The following is a 17,073-nucleotide window of genomic DNA, read 5'->3' as shown; positions in this document are numbered from 1 at the left end:
CCCGCGCTGCCGGGCGCGCCGACCGGGCAATCCGGCTTTTCTTCCCGCGCCCGCGGCCCGCTACTTGCGGCGCCGACCCAGCAGCCGGCCCACACGCGCGCGCACGGAACGTTCGGCGCCCCGGCCGGTCGCCGATTCGGCCGCGCCGGTGATATTGCGGGTCATACCGCCGAATATCACGGCATGGAAAGGCACGATCGCCTTCCAGTACAGATGCCCGGCCAGGCCGTGCGGTTCGAACACCGCGCGCTGCCGATATACCGCGCCGTGCTCCCCGGTGCCGACGCACAGCTCGAGCCAGGCCCGGCCGGGCAGGCGCATCTCGGCCCGCAGCCGCAGCAGGGTGGGCCGCTCGATCCGCTCCACCCGCCACCAGTCCAGCGCGTCGCCCTCCCGTAGCCGCTGCGGATCCCGCCGGCCCCGCCGCAGGCCGACCCCGCCGGCGAGCCGGTCCAGCCAACCGCGCAGCGACCACGCGAGCGGGAACGAGTACCAGCCGTGCTCGCCGCCGATGGCCTCGATCACCGCCCACAGATCTGCCTGATCGGCGCTGGTGGGGCGTTCCCGGAGGTCCTGATACAGGGAGCCACCCGACCATTCCGGGTCGGTGGGCAACGGTTGCGACGGTTCCGCGCCCACCGGATCGGCATCCGACCACCGGGTCGGGACATCGAGGTCTCTGATCCTGGTCAGCGCCAATTCCACAGCCCGCCGGTACCCGATGAGACCGGGGTCGGGGTCGGGGATATGGTCCGCGATCTCGTGCTCGGCACACACCACATCGTTGACCAGTGATTCCATCAGCGGAACGGCGATCGCCCGGGGCACCGGCGTCACCAGGTTCACCCATTGCGCCGACAGCCACGGCGTGAGCACCGGGACCGGCACGATGATCCGCCGGGGCAGTCCGGCGACCTCGGCGTACTCGCGCATCATCTGCTCGTAGGTGATCACGTCCGGCCCCCCGATATCGAACGCCCCGGTCACCGCGGCGGGCAGTTCCGCGGCCCGGGCCAGGTAGTAGAGGACATCGCGGACGGCGATGGGCTGAATGCGCGAACGCACCCAGCGCGGGGTGACCATCGCCGGTAGCCGCTCGGTGAGATAGCGCAACATCTCGAAACTGGCCGATCCGGAGCCGATCACCACCGCGGCCTGGAACACCAGCGCGGGCACCGCGCCGTCGAGCAGGATCCGGCCCACCTCGGCGCGGGAGGACAGGTGCCGGGACAATTCCTGGCCCGCGGGTGCGATACCCCCGAGGTACACGATGCGCTCGACACCCGCCGATTCCGCCTCCCGGGCCACCAGGGTCGCGGCCCGGCGATCCACCTCGTCGAAATCCGACCTGGTCAAGGAATGCACGAGGTAGTAGAGGACCTGCTGATCGGCCAGCGCGGCGCGAACGTCCCGCTCGACGGTGACATCGCCGCGCATGATCTCGACCTGCTCGCACCAGGGCGTATCCGCCAGCTTGCCCGGAGTGCGGGCGAGCACCCGGACCGAATGACCGGCCCGCAACAGTTCCGGCACCAGGCGGCCACCGAGGTACCCCGTGGCTCCGAACACCACACAACGCATCGAACGACCCCTCACCTCGGACAGCATGTGCCGGGCACCGCGGCGAACAGCGCACTCACTGCAGGCTAGCGCCGATTCCGGCGGCGCCGCGCGCGACACCGCGCACCACCGGCAACCGGTACGCCAGCGGGCCCGCAGCCGCCGGTCGCTGTTTGCGGCCGCCGGAGCCGGGTAGCGCCCGTCTATGGGCCCCTCTGTTCGCACTGTGCTGTCGCCTCGCTCGATCACCGCCCCGGTAACCGCCGTCGGCTCCGCGGTCCGCGCGGGAGCGGAACGCGCGGCCGGCACCGGGCGGCAGGCGGTGCAGATCCCGCGACGGACCGCCGAGATGGCGGCGACCGTGGCAACCGGCCTGACTCCGCTGGGACCGGATCGGCGCGGCCGGCTGCGCGATGATCTGGCCGCGCTGCTCGATCCACGCGACCGCCGCGCCCAACGCCGGATCGCGCTGGACGACGACCTCGCGACCATCGAGATCCAGGGGCTGGCCAACGGCCACGGCTCTGCGGTGACCCGCTCGCTGGACCGGCGCCTCGGCCGGCTCCGGGAGGTGCAGTGGTGGCGGGTCAACGCGGTCACCGGACGGATCGTCACCGCCCTGTCGACCGGCGCCGATCTCGACCGGCTACTCGCGGCGATCGAGGAGGTGGAAGCGGAAACCGACGTCGCCGACGAAGGGTGGAGCCGGGCCGCCGAATTTCCCGCCGACCGGGAACCGGTACTCGCGGCGGCGATCGAGGTGGCCGGCGATATCTGCGCGATCGCGGTATCCGCCGCGGGCGCGGTGCCGCCGCTGCGCGGGTTCATGCGCGGCGTGCGGGCGGTGGCCGCCTTCACCGACGCCCAGCCCCGGGTGCGCGCGCATCTCGAGGACCGGCTCGGCGGCGTGCGTACAGATCTCGTCCTGGCCATCGCCAATGCGGCAGGTTCGGCGCTGGGCGAAGGCGCCGGCGGCGGTGTGACGAACCTGCTCGCCGATACCGTTCAGCGCGGATTCGTGCTCACCGAAGCCGTGGCGCGGCACGCCCAGTGGCGGCAGTGGCAGGCCGACATCATGGATGCCGAACATTTCGGGGTCGCCGAACCGCTGCCGGAGTTCACCCGGCCCGCCGATATACCGCGCGGCCCGGTGGAGCGGGTCGCCGACGAGACCTCGGCGGCCGCCCTCGCCGGAGCCGCCGCACTCGCCGGACTCGGCCGCTCGAACGATATTCCGGACGCGCTCCTGCTCGGCGCGCCGAAGGCGGCGCGCGCGGGCCGCGAGGTCTTCGCCGCGACAGTCGCCACGACACTGGCCGCCGCCGGGGTATTGACCCTGCACCCGGTGGCCTGGCGGCGATTGGACCGGCTGTCCGCGCTGGTCGTCGACGCGGAAGTGTTGGCCACCGACCGGCGGGTGGTGCTGCAGGCCGAAACCGTCGAAGACGATTGGCCGGCTCCACGCGTCTGGAACACCGCGCAGCGGCTGCTGTGGTCACCGGATGGCTCGGCCGCCAGGGATTCCGGCGAGCCGGGCCCGGCGCTGGTGCACCCCCACTCGGGGACTCCCGACCAGGGCATCACCACCCGTCCGGTGTGGCGGGAACTACGCGACGGCGAACGGGCCGTGGGCCGGGTGCTGGTGGGTCGCGAACTCGATCCGCGGGCACACGCGGTGCTCCATACCGCCCGCCGTGCAGGGCTTCGAGTGGTGCTCGCCGGCTACCGGGACGCGAACGAACTACGCGGTCTCGCCGATGAGTTCGTATCGGCGCGCGGGTCGCTGAGCGCCCAGGTGGAACGGTTGCAGCGCGGGGGGCACGGGGTGGTCGTGCTCAGCACCCGGGCGCACAAGGCGCTCGACCATGCCGATGTCGCGATCGGTGTTCTCGGCAGCGAGTACAGCGGGACGCATATGCCCTGGACGGCCGATCTGCTGTGCCGTGATCTCACCCAGGTGCAGCGCACCCTCACCGCGATCGGCCCCGCCCGGCAGGTCAGTGAACGCGGCCGGACGCTGGCCCTGTCGGCGTGCAGCCTGACCGGGCTGCTGCTCACTGCCGTGCCCACCGCACGCACCCGCGGCGCGCCCATGATCGCGGCGAATATCGCCGGATTGTTCAACGGCGCGCTGAGCGGTCTGCGCGCCACCGGTGACGGTCCGCCTCCCGACCTCGCTCCCCTGCTGCCCTGGCACGCGCTCGAACCCGCAGAGGTCCTCGACCGGCTGTCCGACCCGGGCCCTGCCGCCGGGCGGTCCTCGGAGGAGCCGGTCGCGCGCGGCCGGTTGCCGCAACTCACCGGGCCGGTCGCGGCCTACCTCGGTCATATGCGCCGCGAGCTCGCCGATCCGCTGACGCCCGTACTGGGTGTCGGTGCGGCGGCGACCGCGATCCTGGGTTCGCCGTCCGACGCGGTACTGCTCTCCTCGGTGCTGACCGTCAACGCGATGATCTCCGCGCGGCAGCGGCAGGCCGCCGAGAACGAACTGCATGAACTCATCGAGGGCGAGCGGCTGACCGGCCGGGTCATCGAGCGCCGCGATATCGACAGTGACGACCCCGCCGCGACCGAACTGCCCGCCGACCGGCTGGCGGTCGGCGATATCCTGCTCGTCCGGGCCGGCGAGGTGGTGGCCGCGGACGCGCGACTGCTGCGGACCGAGGACCTCGAGCTGGACGAATCCGGCCTCACCGGCGAATCGGTGACGGTTCCCAAAGGTACCGACGCCACCCCCGGTGCGGCCTTGGGGGAACGCTCCTGCCTGATCTTCGAGGGCACCACGGTGGTGAGCGGGTCGGCGGTGGCGGTGGTGATCGCGGTCGGTGCCGATACCCAGGCCGGACGGGCCGCCGCGGGCGCGGTCCCACCCGACAAGGGCGGTGTGCAGGCGCAACTGCGATCGCTGACCGATCGCGCCCTGCCGCTGACCCTCGCCGGTGGCGGCATCGTCACCGCGCTCGGCGGCCTGCGGGGACGCGTTCTGCGCGATGCCGTCTCCGACGGTGTCGGTGTCGCCGTCGCCGCGGTGCCCGAGGGGCTGCCGCTGGTGGCCACCGTGGCACAGCTGGCCGCGGCCCGGCGGCTGTCCCGCTACGGCGTGCTGGTCCGCGCCAACCGCGCGGTCGAGGCGCTCGGCCGAGTGGACACCCTGTGTTTCGACAAGACCGGGACCCTCACCGAAGGGCGCCTGCGGCTGACCGCGCTCGCCGGTCTCGACGAGCAGTGGGAGCCCGGTGCGGATTCCGCGGATGCCCGGCGGCTGTTGCGTGCCGCGGCTCGCGCCTGCCCCGATCCCGACGACGGTCCGGTACTGCATGCCACCGACCGCGCCGTGCTGGACGCGGCGGCCGAGTTGCCGGACGACGAGGCCCACCGATGGGATCCACTCGACGAGGTTCCGTTCGAATCCAATCGCGGATACGCGGCCGCGCTCGGCAAGACCGCGCACAAGCTCCGGCTGCTGGTGAAAGGCGCGCCCGAAGTGGTGCTGCCGCGGTGCACCGCGGTGCGGACCGGCGACGGCCCCGTCCCACTCGGCGCCCGGATACGCACACGCGCCGACGCGATGGTCCACGAACTGGCCGAACAGGGGTTGCGGGTGCTGGTGGTGGCCCGGCGCGACCTGCCCGCCCGCCCCGGCGATACCGAGGAAGCGGTGGAAGAACTCACCCTGCTCGGCTTCCTCGGAATCTCCGACACCCCCCGGCCGCAAACGCCCTACCTGGTGCGTTCACTGCAGGACAACGGTATCGCCGTCCGCATGATCACCGGCGACCACCCGGTCACGGCCGCGGCGGTGGCCCGGCAACTCGGCATCACCGTCGAGACCGTCGCTACCGGCACCGACCTGGACGAGCTCGACGAAACCGGCCGCACCGAGCTGATCGAACGCAGCACCGTTTTCGCCCGGGTCGATCCGGAACAGAAGGTGCGGATCGTGAGCGCGCTGCGGCATTCCGGGCATGTGGTGGGGATGGCCGGCGACGGCGCCAACGACGCAGCGGCCATTCGGACCGCCGATATCGGCATCGGACTCGCGGCCCACGGTTCGGCCGCGGCCCGCAATGCCGCCGATCTGGTACTCACCGAACCCGACCCGCGGATACTGCTGCACGCTCTCGTGGAGGGTCGCAGTATGTGGCAGCGGGTCGCCGACGCGGTCGCGGTATTGGTGGGCGGTAACGCCGGAGAGATCGCGTTCACGTTGTTCGGCACCGCGATCGGTGGCCGCGCACCGCTGGGGACCCGGCAGTTCCTGCTGGTCAATCTGCTGACCGATATGTTTCCCGCGCTCGCTCTGGCCTTGGCCGGCGACCAGGAACAACCCGAGACGCGGGACGGCAACCAGTGGGTCGAACAGCGTGCCGAACAATTGGCCGCCATCCCCCCGGCCCATCTGGGTGCCGATCTGATCCGCACCATCGTGGTCCGGGGCGTCGCCACCGCCACCGGCGCCTCGGCGGCGTGGATGACCGGTCGCTACACCGGAACCCGGCGCCGTGCGGACACCATCGGGCTGGTTGCCCTCATCGGCACCCAGCTGGGCCAAACTCTGGTGGCCGGTTATCGCAGCCCACTGGTGTGGGTCACCACCGCGGCAAGTGGCGCGGTACTGGGAGTCGTGGTGATGACCCCGGGGCTGGGCACGTATTTCGGTTGCACGCCGCTGGGTCCGGTGGGCTGGACGGTCGCGACCACCGCGGCCGCGGCCGCCACCGCGGGGTCCACCCTGCTCCCCCGGCTGCTACCCGAAGCCGAAGAGGACGCGCGCCCGGCAGAGCCGGAGCCGGCCGCCGCCCCGGACGAGGCCGGACAGTACGCATAGCAGAACCGAGGGGCACGGGTCTGCGCCCGGTGCCCCTCGGTGGGTGCTGCTACTGGATGTGCAGGTCAGCGACGCCGGTCGTCGCGGTCGATCCCCTCGATATCGATCCGTTCCTTGCGGACGGTATCGGAGATGGTCTCCTCGTCGGCGACCTCGTCGACGGCCAGGCGCACCCGCTCCACCGGGACCGACTCCTTGCTCACCGTCACGCGTTCGGCATGCAGCGTGACCTCCTGTTCCTCCTCGCCGAAATGCGGTGTCACCGACGACGGATCGGTGATGGGTTCGCGTTCGATGTGGACTTCCTCGTGCATGACCGGAACCGTGATCGTCTGTTCCTCGGTGACCACGTATTTACGCAGCCGCGCCCGGCCCACGACGTGTTCCTCGGTGCCGATGTTGAGGTGCTCTTCGGAACGCACCAGCGAATCCGGATGCCGGCTCGCCGTCGTATGTTCCCGGGCCCCCGGGCGCTCGGTCGTCGCCGGGCGTTCGGCGGTGGGCACGTGTTCTGCCGGAGTGGGCGGCCGGGCGGCCGTATCGCCGGTGGTCTTCGCCGGACCACCGGCCAGGCCGGCGGGTCCGGCGGTGGTACCGGCCGCCGTACCGGCGCTGCCTGTCGCGGTGGGTTCCGCGTGCCTGCCGTAGTCCGTCATCCCGGTGCGTCCCTGATCCAGTCCGTAGTGGACGAAGAGCTCGTCCTCCGATTCCTGAGTGATCAATCCGTCGTGCGCGAGATGTGGGGCCGCGCGCACCGCGTCCTTGCGGACCCGGACCTGTAGCTCGTGGGAGCCTTCCCGCACCTGTGCACCGGCCAGCGGCACCAGCGAGTCCTCGCTGAACATCCCTGTGCTCACCGCGGCCCACGTCGGCGCGCCGGAACTGTTGTCGACGTAGACCCGTTTCACCTTGCCGATCTTGGCGCCACCCAGGTCGTAGACGGCGTCTCCGATCAGATCCTCGACATGCTGAGCCATGCTTCCTCCTCGCTTGTTCTCCGATGCACGGTCGGCGAGACGATCAGCGGTACCTTCCCGGACATCCCGGTCCGGGGCCGGCCCCTGCAGGCGGTCGGCCACCCGCTGCCGGTGTACTCGTCGCTTCCGGTCCTGCGGAAGTTCGCATCGGTCACGGCGTCGGCTCATCTCCTCCGTAGCCGACCGGCCGGTCCCGCGACCGACTGCGGCAGCTACATCTGGGCAACTACCCGTTACCGGGAGCGGCAAACACGCCGCAGCGGTTCAGGAATCCGGCCATTCCCCGCCACAAGGATGGAAATCTCACGGAATGATCGCGAGTCGGCAAACCAACAGCACCGATCCCGGATCGATGCGGGCGCACCGATCTGTCACGACACCGTCGATCGGGGCATACTCGTCGGAGTGAGCTCCCCGACCGTGTCCAAACCCGCCATCCTGAGCGTCGACGACGATCCCGGGGTATCCCGGGCGGTTGTCCGCGACCTGCGGCGCCGCTACGGCGCCGATTACCGGATCCTGCGCGCGGAGTCCGGACCGCAGGCGCTGGAGGCGCTGCGCGAGATGAAACTGCGGGGACAGGCCGTCGCGGTGCTGATCGCCGATTTCCGGATGCCGGGGATGGACGGTATCGAATTTCTCGAACAGGCCATGGACCTGCACCCCCACGCGCGGCGGGTACTGCTGACCGCCTATGCCGACACCAATGCCGCCATCGATGCGATCAATGTCGTCGATCTCGATCATTATCTGCTCAAGCCCTGGGATCCGCCGGAGGAGAAGCTCTATCCGGTGCTGGACACACTGCTCGACGCCTGGCGCAGCAGCGACCACCGGCCGGTGCACGGAACGAAAGTCGTGGGCAATCGCTGGTCGCCCCGGTCCTCACAGGTGCGGGAGTTCCTGGCACGTAACCAACTGCCGTACCGCTGGTTCGCCGCCGAGGAGCCCGAGGGCGCGCGGCTGCTCGAGGCCGCCGGTGCCGATCCGCATCGATGTCCGGTGGTGATCACCGCCGAGGGGCAGGCCCTCATCCAGCCCAGCGACGGCGAACTCGCGCAGAGCGTGGGCCTGAGCACCCAGCCGTCCGGCGATTTCTACGATCTGATCGTCGTCGGCGGTGGACCGGCGGGACTGGGCGCGGCGGTCTACGGCGCCTCCGAGGGGTTGCGCACCGTGCTCGTCGAACGAACCGCGACCGGCGGACAGGCCGGGCAGAGTTCGCGGATCGAGAACTACCTCGGGTTCCCCGACGGCCTCTCCGGCTCACAACTGGCCGATCGAGCGCGCCGGCAGGCGGCGAAATTCGGCGCCGAGGTCGTCACCACCCGGGATGTGGTGGGGCTGGAGGTGAACGGCTCGGCCCGCGGCGTGCGCTTCGCCGACGGCGGCAGCCTGTCGGCGCATACGGTCATCATCGCCACCGGCGTCGACTACCGGCGCCATCCCGCCCCCGGCGTCGACGAGTACACCGGTCGCGGTGTCTACTACGGCTCGGCCATGACCGAGGCCGCCGAATGCGCAGGACATGACGTCTACATCGTCGGCGGGGCCAATTCCGCGGGCCAGGCCGCGATGTTCCTGTCCCGCAACGCCCGCACCGTCCATCTGGTCGTCCGGGCGGATTCGCTGGACAAATCCATGTCCTACTACCTGATCCAGCAGATCGGGCAGGTGCCGAATATCCAGGTGCATGTCGAGACCGAGGTGGTCGCGGTCGACGGCGCGGATCACCTGCACACGATCGTCTTGCGCAACAGCCGCACCGGTGCCGAGGAGAAGGCACCGGCCGAACGGCTGTTCCTGTTCATCGGCGCCGCGCCGCAGACCGACTGGCTCGACGGCGTGGTCCATCGCGATCCGTCGGGCTACGTGCTGGCCGGGCCGGATCTTCTGGTGGACGGCGACCGCCCGGCCGGCTGGGAACTCCCCCGGCCGCCGCACCACTTGGAGACCAGTGTTCCCGGCGTATTCGTGGCCGGGGACGTCCATGCCGAATCGGCGAAACGGGTGGCCTCCGCCGTCGGCGAGGGCGCCATGGCGGTGATGCTCGTGCACAGGTATCTGGCCTAGGAAAAGGTGAGCGATGACCCTCTGCGACCCCACCGAACTGCGGACGCTGTTCCTGTTCGAGAAGCTCGACGACGAACAACTGGCCTGGTTGTGTGCCGACGGCCGGATCGAAGAACTGGAACCCGGCCCGGTGTTCCAGGAAGGCGAACCCGCCACCTGTTTCTATGTGCTCATGGACGGGGAGGTGCGGATGACCAAACTCTCGGCGGGCCGCGAAATCGAGATGTCACGCACCGACCACCGCGGCTCCTACGCCGGCGCCTGGACGTCCTACCTGGGCGAACATGCCGAAAGCACGTACAGCGCCTCGCTGTACGTCACGCGGCCGTCCCGGTTCTTCGTACTCGACGCCGGCACCTTCTCGCAGATGATGCACGCCTGGTTCCCGATGGCGGTACATCTGCTCGAGGGCGCGTTCTTCGGTAACCGCAACACCAACGCCCGCATCGCTCAGCGGGAACGGCTGCTGGCCTTGGGGTCGCTGTCGGCGGGTCTGACCCATGAGTTGAACAACCCGGCCGCGGCCGCGGTCCGGGCGACCGCCGGACTCCGTGACCGGGTGGCCGGAATGCGGCACAAGCTGGCGATGATGGCACAGGGAAAATTCGACACCGCCAGCCTCGAAACCCTGGTCCGGTTGCAGGAGGAAGCGGCAGCGCAGGTGGCCAAGGCACCGGAGCTGTCCCCACTGGAGGCCGCGGACCGGGAGGACGTCCTCGGCGACTGGCTGGAGGAGCACGATATCCCCGGCGGCTGGGAGCTCGCGCCGAACTTCGTGCAGGCCGGATTCGATACCGACTGGCTCGAGCGGGTCGCCGCCACCCTCGAGGGTTCGCAGCGGCAGGTGCTCGAGGGTGCCTTCCGATGGCTGAACTACACCATCGAGACCGAACTGCTGATGAACGAGATCGGCGACTCCACCACCCGTATCTCCACCCTGGTGGACGCGGCCAAACAATACTCCCAGATGGATCGCGCCCCGTTCCAGGTGGTGGATCTGCACGAGCTGCTCGACAGCACCCTGGTGATGCTCAGCCGCAAGATCGGCGATTCGATCACCGTGGTCAAGGAGTACGACCGCACGCTGCCCGATGTGCCCTGCTACGCCGCGGAACTGAACCAGGTCTGGACGAACCTGATCGATAACGCGGTGTACGCGATGGAGGGCAGCGGGACCCTGACGGTGCGCACCCGGCACGACGCCGATTGCGCGGTGATCGAGATCGGCGATACCGGACCGGGTATCCCCGCCGAAGCGCAGGGGCGGATCTTCGAGCCCTTCTTCACCACCAAACCGGTCGGCGAGGGGACGGGTCTCGGTCTCGATATCTCGTTCCGGATCGTGGTCAACAAGCACGGCGGAGACATCCGGGTCGAATCGCATCCGGGCGATACCCGGTTCACGGTCTGGCTGCCGCTCACCCGCCCCGAACCCGAAACGGAGTAGTCCGGACGTTCGCCGGTGGATCCGGGCCCGTCAACGCCTGCGGTGGTAGACGATCGGCTGGGCGGCGATCTCGTTGGCCGCGAAATTGGCAAGTACGAAAGAGCGGAAACTGGGCCGCAACACCAGCCCGGGCAGGAACGCGCGAAGCGACGGCCAGGAGGCATGGTTGATCAGGCTGTAGTCGTCCGATTCGCCGGGCAGCGGTTGCATGGGCACCGAATTCGGCAGCGCGGTCTTACGCTGGAACCACCCGGCGGTGTACGCCCAGACGTCGAGCACGGTCTGCCGGTCGGCGCTGTGGAAATAGTTGAACAGGAACCAATCGCCGCGACCGTGATCCACATCCGCGATCCGGGCCGGGCTCCCCGCGGCGACGAGATGGACGGCACGCGCGGAATTCTCGAAAAGGGCGACCAGCTCGAGCCAGGCCTGGGCACCGCGGATGGTCTCCAGATCCCCGACGCCGCGGACCCGGATCAGAACCACCACGTCGTAGCGGGCGGGCCGGACTCCGGCGCGGCGCAGGATCTGCCCGCCCTCCCCCGGCGGACGCAGCGCCGCGCCGAACGCGGTCGCCTCGATCACCTCGTCGTATGCGGCCAGTTGCTCGCACAGCGGCACGATTCGATCCAGAACGCGGCGGCGGGCGCCGGAGCGCAGCGGCAGCGGTCCCGCCCACCGGCCGATCTCGGCGGCGAGGAGCAGAAAACCGTTACCGGTCGGAGTGCTGAGACGGACCTTCGCCGACTGGTGGTCGTTGACGAGACGCATCGGAATTCCTTCGAACGACTGTGGAGGGGTTCAACGCCGGTCGAGACCGGACAGCCGCAGCGCGAGCCGATGGCGCACCGCGGGCGATATGCCCGCGACCCGCAAGCCGATATTGCGTACCGGCCGCGCGACCGCCGGTACGGTGCCGGCGGTGGTGAGCCGGCCGGCCGTCGACATCACCGCACGTGCGGTCCGGTGCCGGGCCGCCGCATGCTCGTCGAGCAGATCCTCGGATTCACCGGTGAGCACCCGCGACAGCGTCCGGCCCGCGGTCACGGCATCCTCGATACCGAGATTCATCCCCTGGCCGCCGGCCGGCGAATGCACATGCGCGGCGTCTCCGGCCAGCAGGATCCGGCCGTCCCGATAGGTATCGGCCAACCGGTGGTGCACCCGGAATCGCGACCCCCACACCACCTCCGTGACCTCCGCCGGGACGGCGCGCGGCCCACGTTCGTCGAGCAACCGCTGGATGAACGCGATATCCGGTTCGTGCGGCGCCTCGTCCACCGCGGCCACGATCCGGAACATCTCGTCGGGCAGCGGCGCGACCACCACCAACCCGGCGGGCGAGAAGTAGAGGATCACCTCGTTACGGGGCACACCGCCGCGCAGCCGCACATCGGCGAGAGCGAACGATTCGGCGTAGCTTCCGCCGGTGAATCCGATACCCGCCTGCTCACGCACGGTGCTGTGCATACCGTCTGCCCCGATCAGGTAGTGGGCCCGCAGCTGCGACCCGTCCGCGAGCGTGGCGACGGCCGCGTCCGCGTCCTGGGTGACGGCGGCCACCGTGACCGGACGCCGCACCTCGACGCCCAGTTCGAGGACCCGCTCCAGGAGGAATTTCTCGGTATCGGCCTGGGAGATCATCAAGGTGTAGGGGTACGCGGTGGGCAGATCGTCGAACGGAACCGGGATCAGTACCTGGTCCCGGTCGCGGATGGTGAAGACCGGGGTGTGCACGCCGCGCGCCACCAGTGCGGGGACGACACCGTAGGGCTCGAGGATCTCCAGGGTGTGCGAATGGACGACGGCCGCGCGGGAGGTGTTCACCCCGGCGGCCTGGCCGTCGACGATCAGAACCTCGTGGCCGAGTTGCTTCAGGACGAGAGCCGCGGTGAGACCGACCGGGCCGGCCCCGACGACCAGGACGTCCGCTGTGGCTGTAGTCATGGTTCCTACCTGCGCTTCCAAAAGTCAACAACTGTTGGCATCAACATTAGAGCCGGCCCCGTCGCGATGTCAACAGCTGTTGGCCTACACTTGTTGACATGAGGAGATCCGCCGCCGAGACAAAAGACAAGATCCTTGCCGCGGCCCGCGAGCGATTCGCCGCCGACGGCTACGACCGCGCGACCATCCGTGCCATCGCCGCCGACGCCGATATCGACCCGGCCATGGTGATGCGGTACTTCGGCAACAAGGAGCGGCTGTTCGCCGCCGCGGCCGAATTCGATCTGGAACTACCGGATCTGACGGCGGCACCCCGGGAGCAGATGGGCCGCGCGCTGGTCACCCATTTCCTCGACCGCTGGGAGCGCGACGAGACCCTGTTCATCCTGCTGCGCGCCGGGGTCACCAACGACGCCATCGCGGACCGGATGCGCTCGATCTTCGCCGGTCAACTCGGCCCGGTACTGCAGGCCGCGGGCAACGATCCCCAGGAGGGGCCGATGCGCGCCGGCCTGGTGGCCTCACAGATCCTGGGCATGGCACTGTGCCGCTTCGTCCTGCGCTTCCCGCCCCTGACGGTGATGACGCGCGAGCAGGTGATCGACTGGCTGGGGCCCACGGTGCAGCGGTACCTCGCCGGCACCCCCGACGACCCGTTCGGCACCGGCGCCGATATCAGCGTGGCCGCACCACCGGCGCCGCCGCCATCCGGCTGATCTGTGCCTGATAGCGCTCGATGAAGGGCCGCACCTGCTGCGCGATCACCTTGTTGTATTCGGCCGGACGCTGCCGCGGATTGGCGTGCCCGGTGCCGCGCGCCTTCACCACCAGCAGATTCCCGTCGATCCCGCCGACCTTGTCGATCAGCACCCGATGGGTGTACACGACATCCACCACCCTGTCCCGGCTCGCGTCGTGCGGCCGGATGAAGACGATCGCGGGGCGCGGTTTACCGTGCGCGGGACGCGATATCGCCCGCAGATCGTCGGTCGCGCCGCCGGCCACGATCGCCAGGAACTGGGCTTCGATCAATCCGTTGCTCGCGACGTCCTCGTTGTAGATCTTGTCCCGCAATACCTCTTCGACCGCGGTCCCGAGATCGTTCATCCGCACACCGGGTGCTCCGGTGCGGTCCAGGAAATTATTGCGGCGGGCATAGGTTTCGACAGCCACCCGGAGCCCCCGGCTTTCCCGCGCGCCCGGCAGCCAGCCCATCCAGCGGACCATATCCTGGCCCAGGCCCCGGCTTTCGGGGCGGACGGCGTTCAGATCGAGCGGCGTACAGTCCAGCATCACCCCCACCAGACGCCGATCGCTGCCGGTGTGGATATGCTCGGCGACCTCCAGGGCGATCACCCCGCCCATACTGTGGCCGGTCAGCACGATGTCGTGCACACCCGACATGACCGCGGCGCGGATCACCAGATCGGCGATCACCTCGGTATCGATACCGCGATTGTCGTAGCGGATGGCCCATACCGCGCCCAGTTGCCGCAGCGCGGGCAGCGACGCGGCGGTACCACTCGCGTTGAGCCCGCCCAGCCCGACCAGATCGACCACGGCGGTATCCCGCTTTTCCGGTAGCGCGGGTTCGGCGATCGGCAACAGAGCCGGTTCGGTCAGTGCCAGCCGGGCCCGTTCCGGACCCACATCGTGCTCCCAGTACTGGGCGAACGCGACCATGACGATCGCCAGTACAGTGGCCACCCGCAACAACGCCAGCCTGGTGCGGCGCAACGTCTTCCAGTGGTGCCCGAGACGCGTTTCGCGCCAGCGGGTCCGTCGACGCTCGTCACACCAGTCCGCGACGGTGGACGGATGCCATTCGTCCATCGGCGACATCACTCCACTGTAAGTGCTCGCGGGCAGTTCGCCCGCCGCGGCGAGCGGTGGTCCGGCTCATAGGCGATCCGCGCGGACCCCGTCCACCAGTAACCGCCGGATGGCCCGGTTCAGATCGGCGATGGCATTCTCGTCCGGATCCCGCAGCCCGTGGACCACCCCGGCGAGCAGCATGCCCGTCACCGCCCGCGCGGTGTTGCGGGTATCGAGATCGGCGCGCAGATAACCGAGTTCGACACCGTGATCGAGGTATCCCGCGGTGAGCGCGTCGGCGGTATCGAGCAGCCCGTAGAGGCGCTGGGTGAGTTCGTCGTCGATCCCGGTGGCATGAAAGAGCAGCAACTGCGCCACCCGGCGATCCGCGGTCAGGATCTGTGTCAGCGCGACGCCGATCCGGTCGATCTGCTCGCGGTACTGATCCAGGCTGGCGGCCGCGTCGGGAGCGTTATCGGTGCCCAGGGCTTCGATGATCCTCGACGCGAGATCGTCGATCACATGGTCGATGATGTCGCGCTTGTTGCTGAAGTAGCGATAGAAGGTGCCGTGCCCGATACCCAGCTCGGTGGCGATATCGGCGATCCCGGTGGCGTGGTAGCCCTTCTCGGCGAAGCAGGCGAACGCGGTGTCGATGATCTCCTGCCGAAGCTCGGCCTTGCGGCGTTCGGCTCTCGTCGATGGCTTCGTCACGCCCCCGATGATACTGTCATCAGAAGCGGAATGATGTGTCATTCTGTGATGTGTCGTTCAGATCGGTAGGAGGGTTCGACGTGACACCTCGAGACGGGGCACCTCTATACGACGCCGTCGTCGTCGGCGCGGGATTCGGCGGAATGGGGGCGGCCATCCAGCTCGACCGTCTCGGACTGCGCGATTTCGTCATCCTGGAGCGCGAAGCGGACCTCGGCGGCACGTGGCATGTCAACCGCTATCCGGGCCTGGCCGTCGATATCGCCTCGGTGACCTATTCCTATTCTTTCGAGCCCAACCCGCACTGGTCGCGTCTGTTCGCTCCCGGCGCCGAACTGAAGAAATACGCGGAGCACATCGCCGATAAATATGCCCTGCGCGACCGCATGCGATTCGGCACCACCGTCGAGAGCGCCCACTGGGACGCCGGGCAACAGCATTGGGTGGTGGCGATATCCGGCGGCGAATCGCTGACCGCCCGCTATCTGCTGACGGCGACCGGTTTCCTGTCCCAGCCCTACACTCCCCCGTTTCCCGGGATCGAGTCCTTCGCCGGCAAGATCATCCACACGACCGACTGGGACGCCGATCACGACCTCACCGATCGCCGGGTCGCGATCATCGGCACCGGTGCCACCAGCGTGCAACTGGTCCCCGAGGTCGCCGCGCGGGCACGCGCGCTCACGGTGTTCCAGCGCACGCCGATCTGGGTGGTCCCCAAGGTCGATATGGCGATACCGCCCGCGGTGCAGCGCCTGTTCGCCCGGATCCCGGTAAGCCAGAAGGCGGCCCGGCTGGTCAATACCTCCCTGCTGGAGGCCCTGATGGTGGTGGGGGTCCTGCACTACAGGCAGGCCCGGCCACTGAACAAGGCGGCGGCCCTGCTGGCCAGGGCGCACCTGCGCACCCAGGTGCGCGACGAACGCGTCCGGGAGCAGCTCACACCGCACTACGACTTCGGATGCAAGCGGCCCACCTTCTCCAACCGCTATTTCACCACCTTCAACAAACCGCACGTCCGGCTCGAGACCGAATCGATCGAGCGGATCGAACCGGGTGGCATCGTCACCGCCGACGGCACCGAGACGCAGATCGACACCCTGATCCTCGCCACCGGATTCAATCTGTGGGACGTGAACTTTCCCGCCTTCGAAATCATCGGCCGCGACGGGGTGGATCTCGGGAAATTCTGGCGTGAGAACCGTTTCCAGGCCTATGAGGGCATCACGGTGCCGAAATTCCCCAATTTCCTGAGCCTCAACAGTCCCTATTCCTACAGCGGCCTGTCCTACTTCACCACCATCGAGGCGCAGATGAAGCATATGGGCCGCCTCTTCCGGGAGCTGCGCCGGCGCGGTGAGACCACCTTCGAGGTCAGCGAACGCGCCAACAGCGAATTCCTCGATCGCGTCACGGAAAAACTCGGTTCCTCGGTATTTTACGGCGGCGATTGCGCGACCGCCCGCAGCTACTATTTCAATCAGCACGGCGAGGCCGCGCTGCTGCGCCCCACCAGTACGGTCAGCGCCCACCGCGAGGCGGTCAGGTTCCCGCTCGACGACTACGTCTACGGTCCGGCGGGGCGCCCGTAGCGATTATGTGACGGCGGATTCCTCCCGGAGGGCGGGGTGGCCCCGCCCTCCGGGCAGCCTGCCGGGCTTGTGACCGATCGAAAGCGGCCGGGTCGATCGTTATGAATTCGGGCAAAAAGG

Annotated in this window: 11 protein-coding genes; 5 read left to right on the top strand and 6 right to left on the bottom strand. The window is 69.1% G+C overall.

Going from position 1 to position 17,073, the window contains the following annotated elements:
- Window positions 1–60: 60 nt before the first annotated feature.
- Entirely contained in the window at window positions 61–1,581 is a 1,521-nt protein-coding gene (locus AB0F41_RS03305; RefSeq protein ID WP_357421427.1) for an SDR family oxidoreductase, read from the bottom strand.
- 184 nt (window positions 1,582–1,765) lie between these two features.
- Between AB0F41_RS03305 and AB0F41_RS03300 the strand changes: the two genes are divergently transcribed.
- Window positions 1,766–6,388 (top strand): cation-translocating P-type ATPase, encoded by a 4,623-nt coding sequence (locus AB0F41_RS03300; protein ID WP_357421071.1) that lies wholly within the window; start codon window positions 1,766–1,768, stop codon window positions 6,386–6,388.
- Between the two features lie 65 nt (window positions 6,389–6,453).
- On the opposite strand, the gene AB0F41_RS03295 is transcribed toward AB0F41_RS03300, so the two are convergent.
- Complete coding sequence (locus AB0F41_RS03295) at window positions 6,454–7,365, bottom strand: PRC and DUF2382 domain-containing protein (protein ID WP_357421070.1); 912 nt, start codon at window positions 7,363–7,365, stop codon at window positions 6,454–6,456.
- Window positions 7,366–7,770: 405 nt separating this feature from the next.
- Between AB0F41_RS03295 and AB0F41_RS03290 the strand changes: the two genes are divergently transcribed.
- Together AB0F41_RS03290 and AB0F41_RS03285 are read left to right on the top strand one after the other, a co-directional pair.
- Window positions 7,771–9,438: an FAD-dependent oxidoreductase gene (locus AB0F41_RS03290; protein ID WP_357421069.1), complete on the top strand. Its 1,668-nt coding sequence runs from the start codon at window positions 7,771–7,773 to the stop codon at window positions 9,436–9,438.
- Window positions 9,439–9,451: 13 nt separating this feature from the next.
- Window positions 9,452–10,885, top strand: a complete 1,434-nt coding sequence (locus tag AB0F41_RS03285; RefSeq protein WP_357421068.1) for an ATP-binding protein — start codon at window positions 9,452–9,454, stop codon at window positions 10,883–10,885.
- 30 nt (window positions 10,886–10,915) lie between these two features.
- Here the strand turns inward: AB0F41_RS03285 and AB0F41_RS03280 are convergent, their stop codons facing one another.
- Both AB0F41_RS03280 and AB0F41_RS03275 read right to left on the bottom strand, forming a co-directional pair.
- A complete protein-coding gene (locus AB0F41_RS03280; protein WP_357421067.1) occupies window positions 10,916–11,656 on the bottom strand; it encodes a hypothetical protein in 741 nt (246 codons plus the stop codon).
- 30 nt (window positions 11,657–11,686) lie between these two features.
- Window positions 11,687–12,832: an FAD-dependent monooxygenase gene (locus AB0F41_RS03275; protein WP_357421066.1), complete on the bottom strand. Its 1,146-nt coding sequence runs from the start codon at window positions 12,830–12,832 to the stop codon at window positions 11,687–11,689.
- A 98-nt stretch (window positions 12,833–12,930) separates the two neighbouring features.
- Here AB0F41_RS03275 and AB0F41_RS03270 point away from each other — a divergent pair, with 98 nt between their 5' ends.
- Window positions 12,931–13,548 (top strand): TetR family transcriptional regulator, encoded by a 618-nt coding sequence (locus AB0F41_RS03270; RefSeq protein WP_357421065.1) that lies wholly within the window; start codon window positions 12,931–12,933, stop codon window positions 13,546–13,548.
- On the opposite strand, the gene AB0F41_RS03265 is transcribed toward AB0F41_RS03270, so the two are convergent.
- Both AB0F41_RS03265 and AB0F41_RS03260 read right to left on the bottom strand, forming a co-directional pair.
- Entirely contained in the window at window positions 13,508–14,674 is a 1,167-nt protein-coding gene (locus AB0F41_RS03265; protein WP_357421064.1) for an alpha/beta hydrolase, read from the bottom strand. The genes AB0F41_RS03270 and AB0F41_RS03265 overlap by 41 nt on opposite strands.
- Before the next feature lie 57 nt (window positions 14,675–14,731).
- On the bottom strand, window positions 14,732–15,403 hold the full coding sequence (locus AB0F41_RS03260) for a TetR/AcrR family transcriptional regulator (RefSeq protein ID WP_357421063.1): 672 nt from the start codon (window positions 15,401–15,403) through the stop codon (window positions 14,732–14,734).
- Window positions 15,404–15,441: 38 nt separating this feature from the next.
- Between AB0F41_RS03260 and AB0F41_RS03255 the strand changes: the two genes are divergently transcribed.
- Window positions 15,442–16,953: an NAD(P)/FAD-dependent oxidoreductase gene (locus tag AB0F41_RS03255; protein ID WP_357421062.1), complete on the top strand. Its 1,512-nt coding sequence runs from the start codon at window positions 15,442–15,444 to the stop codon at window positions 16,951–16,953.
- The last annotated feature ends 120 nt before the right edge of the window (window positions 16,954–17,073 follow it).

It is taken from the genome of Nocardia sp. NPDC024068, assembly GCF_040638875.1.
GTDB lineage: Bacteria > Actinomycetota > Actinomycetes > Mycobacteriales > Mycobacteriaceae > Nocardia.
The sequence above is the reverse complement of the archived record's forward strand: the minus strand, read 5'-3'. Positions and strand labels throughout refer to the sequence as shown.

Coding starts and splice junctions, on each gene's coding strand:
- AB0F41_RS03305 (WP_357421427.1), bottom strand. CDS start 1,581: ATGCGTTGTGTGGTGTTCGGAGCCACGGGGTACCTCGGTGGCCGCCTG.
- AB0F41_RS03300 (WP_357421071.1), top strand. CDS start 1,766: ATGGGCCCCTCTGTTCGCACTGTGCTGTCGCCTCGCTCGATCACCGCC.
- AB0F41_RS03295 (WP_357421070.1), bottom strand. CDS start 7,365: ATGGCTCAGCATGTCGAGGATCTGATCGGAGACGCCGTCTACGACCTG.
- AB0F41_RS03285 (WP_357421068.1), top strand. CDS start 9,452: ATGACCCTCTGCGACCCCACCGAACTGCGGACGCTGTTCCTGTTCGAG.
- AB0F41_RS03280 (WP_357421067.1), bottom strand. CDS start 11,656: ATGCGTCTCGTCAACGACCACCAGTCGGCGAAGGTCCGTCTCAGCACT.
- AB0F41_RS03275 (WP_357421066.1), bottom strand. CDS start 12,832: ATGACTACAGCCACAGCGGACGTCCTGGTCGTCGGGGCCGGCCCGGTC.
- AB0F41_RS03270 (WP_357421065.1), top strand. CDS start 12,931: ATGAGGAGATCCGCCGCCGAGACAAAAGACAAGATCCTTGCCGCGGCC.
- AB0F41_RS03265 (WP_357421064.1), bottom strand. CDS start 14,674: ATGTCGCCGATGGACGAATGGCATCCGTCCACCGTCGCGGACTGGTGT.
- AB0F41_RS03260 (WP_357421063.1), bottom strand. CDS start 15,403: ATGACACATCATTCCGCTTCTGATGACAGTATCATCGGGGGCGTGACG.